The following is a 4,112-nucleotide window of genomic DNA, read 5'->3' on the forward strand; positions in this document are numbered from 1 at the left end:
CGGCGCCGCGCGCGCGCCGCTGAAGGAACTGGGCGAGCATCCGCGCACGGCGGCGCCGATGAAGCTGATGGAGGGACGCTACGGCCCCTACGTCACCGACGGCACGACCAACGCGACGCTGCCCAAGTCGATCGATCCGCAAGCGCTGACGGCGGCGGAGGCGGCGCAATTGCTCGACGACCGCGCGGCGGCGGCGCCGCCCGCCAAGGGCAAGCGCAAGGTGGCGGCGAAGAAGCCGGCGGCCAAAGCGGACGCGGCGCCTGCGAAGAAGGCGGCGGGGGCGAAGGCGGCGCCCGCGAAGAAGATAGCGGTGAAGAAGCCGGGGGTCGCGAAGGCGAAGGCGAAGGCGAAGGCTTGATGTCGCCGGCGGACCTCACGGCGCGGCACCCGCAGTCCACTGGAGCGGACGTGACCCTCGCCCGTTCGTTCATGCAGGCCGAACGGAGACGACGATGACCCCGCGCAGCATCGCCCATGCCTATCCCGCCCACCGCGACGACATCGCCGACCTGACGACCCGCCGGCCGGTGCCCAGTCCCGGCCTCGATCAGGTCGATCCGTTCCTGTTCCTCAACCATCATGGACCGCAGGTCTACCCGCCGGGCAATAACGGCCTGCCGTTCGGGCCGCATCCGCATCGCGGCTTCGAGACGGTGACGTTCATCCTGACGGGCAGCCTCGCCCATCACGATAGCGGCGGCCACCAGAGCGTGATCGAGGCCGGCGGCGTGCAGTGGATGACCGCCGGATCGGGTCTGATCCACGCCGAGGTGTCGCCACCGGCGTTCAAGCGGCAGGGCGGGGCGCTCGAAATCCTGCAGCTGTGGGTGAACCTGCCGGCGCGGCTCAAGCTGACGACGCCGGCCTATACCGGCGTCCAGGCGGACGGGATCCCGGCGATCCCGATCGCGGACGGGAAAGGCACGCTGGCGCTGGTATCCGACACGTTCGGCGGCAACACGGGGCCGATCCGCTCCCTGACCGGCGTGTTCATGTCGGTCGTCCGCCTCGCGTCGGGCGCGCGCGTCGACCTGCCCGCGCCACGGGGCCGCAGCGTGTTCCTCTACATCGTCAGCGGAACGGTCGCGGTGGCGGGCGCCGCGGTGGAGCAGTGGCACCTCGTGACGCTGAACGACGACGGGGACGCGGTCGCCGTCGAGGCGGCGACCGACGTCACGCTGCTGTTCGGCCATGCCGATCCCCTCGGCGAGCCGGTGGTGGCGCAAGGGCCGTTCGTGATGAACTCGCGCGAGGAGATCGGTGAGGCGATCCGCGACTATCAGGCGGGCAGGTTCGACGGCGCCGAACCGCTGATCGACGTCGGCGCATAGGAGGCGATCTGCTCCACGTGGCGATGCGCGGTCGTCGAGCCGATCTCGCCACCTCCCCGGCACCAGCCGCTCGTTCATCGGCCTTGCCGTCGAGCCGGAAGCGTCGGACGATGGCAACCCGATGCTGGTGATCCCGACCGCGCCGTGGGCGCATGGCCTGTTCGACATCCTCGCCTGGGCGTCATCCGCCGGCCTGGGCGCGACGTTGCACCGGTGGCGGCTGCGGGATGCGGCCGAGCGGCTGGCGCGCGCTACGGGCCCCGGCTATTTCGCGGCACTGGCCGCCGGCGCGCTGGTCGGGGCGTGGGCGATGGGCTCCACCAACACGCTGCGCATGGTCGCCCCCGTGCTGTCGCACAGCATCGCCGGCGCGCTGGCCGGTGCGATCGTCGCGGTCGAGATCTACAAGCGCGCGGTCGGTCTGGCGGGATCGACGGGCACCCCGTTCGTCGGGCCGCTCGCGATGGGCATCGTCGTCGGCCGCTGGGGCTGCCTGTTCGCGGGCCTGCCGGACCAGACCTATGGCGTGCCGACCTCGTTGCCCTGGGCGGTCGATCTCGGCGACGGCATCGGGCGTCACCCCGTCCAGGTGTACGAGTCGCTCGCGATGCTGGGGTTTCTGCTCGTCTACCTGACGGCGCTGCGTCGGCGGCGTAGTTGGGCGTTCCGCCGCAGCTTCTACCTGCTGTCGGGCTGGTACGGCGCGCAGCGTTTCGCGTGGGAGTTCCTCAAGCCCTATCCACGGCTGATCGGGCCGCTAAACATCTTCCACCTGCTATGCCTGGGGCTGGTCGCTTATGCATGCGCCTATCATCGAGCCGATGTCCGCCGCGAGCGCGCCGCCGCGCGGCGTGGCACCCTATCTGTTCTATGGCGAGACGACGAGCCTGTGTGAGACCTGCCTCACGCCGGTGCCCGCCAAGATCATCGTCGAGGGCGATCTCGTCTTCTACCGCAAGCGCTGCCGCGTCCATGGCGTCACCAAAACGCTGATTTCCGACGACGTCGCCTATTGGCGCGCCGCCAAGGACTGGCTAAAGCCGGGTGACCGGCCGCTCGCGGTCCATTCCCGGACGGAGCATGGCTGCCCGTTCGATTGCGGCCTGTGCGCCGACCACGAGCAGCACAGCTGCCTGGCGCTGATCGAGATCAACGAGGCGTGCAACCTGAGCTGTCCGGTCTGCTTCGCCGGCTCCTCGGTCCATCACCTCGGCCACCGCCCGCTGGTGGAGGTGGAGGCGATGCTGGACGTGATCGTCGCCGCCGAGGGCGAGCCGGACCTCGTCCAGATCTCGGGCGGCGAGCCGACCATCCACCCGCAATTCTTCGAGATACTGGAGGCCGCCCGCGCCCGCCCGATCCGCCACCTGATGATCAACACCAACGGGCTCCGGATCGCGCAGGAGCCGGAATTCGTCGCCCGCCTCGCCACGTTCCGGCCGCGCTTCGAGGTCTATCTCCAGTTCGACGCGCTCGACGACGACGCGCTGATGGCGCTGCGCGGCGCCCGCCTTTCCTCCATCCGCCGCCGCGCGCTGGAGGCGCTGGACGCGGCGGGCATCTCGACGACGTTGGTGGTGACGGTGAAGAAGGGCGTCAACGACCGCCAGATCCCCGACATCGTGCGGCACGCGCTGGAGTGGCGCTGCGTGCGCGGCGTCACCTTCCAGCCGGTGCAGGACGCCGGGCGCAACGACGGCTTCGACGCCAGGCAGCACCGCATTACCCTAACCGAGATTCGCCGCCGCATCGCCGAGGCGGGCGTGTTCGCGCTCGACGACCTGATCCCGCTGCCCTGCAACCCTGACCAGATCTGCATCGGCTATGGCCTGCGCAACGGGCGCGACGTGGCGCCGGTGACGGCGATGCTGCCGCGCGAGCTGTTCGTCGCCGCCGCGCCCAACACCGTCAGCTTCGAGGCCTATCCCGAGCTGAAGGAGCGCATCTTCCAGCTCCTGTCGCTCTCCACCGCGCAGGCGGATACGTCGGAGAAGCTCGCGAGCCTGCTCTGCTGCCTGCCCGAGGCGGCGGTGCCGCAGGACATCGGCTATGAGCAGACGTTCCGCGTCGTCATCTCGCAGTTCCTGGACCGCTTCAACTTCGATCTGGGCACGGTGAAGCGCAGCTGCGTGCACTTCGTCCAGCCGGACGGGGCGATCATCCCGTTCGATACCTTCAACCTCTTCTACCGGCCGGGCGCGGCGGGCGAGGGCGTGCTCGCGCAGGCGCGGCGGGACGGCGCCCGGGCGGTGAGCGTCGCATGACGAAGTTCCTCGGCGGCTTGTTCGTCGCGGTCGGCGTGCTGCTGGCCGGCACGACCGGCCTGTGCACGGGCGCGGTGATCCTGTTCTCCCTGTCCGGTCTTGTCAGCGATCCCGTCGAGATGCTGTCCGCCTCGCCGGTTCTGCTCGTCGGCATCATCCCGTGCGGGCTCGGCATCCTCCTGGCCAGGGCGGGCTTCCGGATGATGCGCTCACCCGACGAGTGACGCGGGTCACGGCCGCCGATCATGTCATGGCCCACATCGCCCGCCGTGCCGGACCAGACCACCTACGGGTCTAGCCAGGCGAGCGGCTGAGCCGGACGCGAAACACCGGCTGTCCGCGCCAAGGCTCGCCCGCTCAGCCCTCATCCGCCAGCACCGGCGCGTCCTCGCCGCGATGGATGTGGACGCCGGCGGACCACAGGCTGACGTGCCGCGCCTGCGCCATCGATGCCGCCGGCGCCTCGACCGGCATCGCCGCGCCGCGATGGATCGTCACGCCGGCATCGTCGGCGGCC

The 4,112-nt window shown here is 70.4% G+C and carries 5 protein-coding genes; all 5 read left to right on the plus strand.

Annotated elements, in window-relative coordinates:
- Positions 1-358 (plus strand): topoisomerase C-terminal repeat-containing protein (locus HUU95_RS09950; RefSeq protein WP_302480115.1); only part of this gene is annotated, 358 nt, incomplete at its 5' end.
- Positions 359-452: 94 nt separating this feature from the next.
- The gene (locus HUU95_RS09955; protein ID WP_174279974.1) at positions 453-1,331 is read left to right on the plus strand and encodes a pirin family protein; all 879 of its coding nucleotides are present in this window, start codon (positions 453-455) and stop codon (positions 1,329-1,331) included.
- A 121-nt stretch (positions 1,332-1,452) separates the two neighbouring features.
- Entirely contained in the window at positions 1,453-2,226 is a 774-nt protein-coding gene (locus tag HUU95_RS09960; protein WP_174279975.1) for a prolipoprotein diacylglyceryl transferase family protein, read from the plus strand.
- Entirely contained in the window at positions 2,153-3,595 is a 1,443-nt protein-coding gene (locus HUU95_RS09965; RefSeq protein ID WP_174279976.1) for a radical SAM protein, read from the plus strand. Before HUU95_RS09960 ends, HUU95_RS09965 begins: the two co-directional genes overlap by 74 nt.
- The gene (locus HUU95_RS09970) at positions 3,592-3,819 is read left to right on the plus strand and encodes a hypothetical protein (RefSeq protein ID WP_174279977.1); all 228 of its coding nucleotides are present in this window, start codon (positions 3,592-3,594) and stop codon (positions 3,817-3,819) included. The genes HUU95_RS09965 and HUU95_RS09970 overlap by 4 nt, the downstream gene beginning before the upstream one ends.
- The last annotated feature ends 293 nt before the right edge of the window (positions 3,820-4,112 follow it).

It is taken from the genome of Sphingomonas bacterium (assembly GCF_903643065.1).
In the GTDB taxonomy this organism is placed as follows: domain Bacteria; phylum Pseudomonadota; class Alphaproteobacteria; order Sphingomonadales; family Sphingomonadaceae; genus Sphingomonas.

What these genes read in the sequence shown, in the direction of transcription:
- HUU95_RS09955 (WP_174279974.1), top strand. Translation starts at nt 453, where the DNA reads ATGACCCCGCGCAGCATCGCCCATGCCTATCCCGCCCACCGCGACGAC.
- HUU95_RS09960 (WP_174279975.1), top strand. Translation starts at nt 1,453, where the DNA reads ATGCTGGTGATCCCGACCGCGCCGTGGGCGCATGGCCTGTTCGACATC.
- HUU95_RS09965 (WP_174279976.1), top strand. Translation starts at nt 2,153, where the DNA reads ATGTCCGCCGCGAGCGCGCCGCCGCGCGGCGTGGCACCCTATCTGTTC.
- HUU95_RS09970 (WP_174279977.1), top strand. Translation starts at nt 3,592, where the DNA reads ATGACGAAGTTCCTCGGCGGCTTGTTCGTCGCGGTCGGCGTGCTGCTG.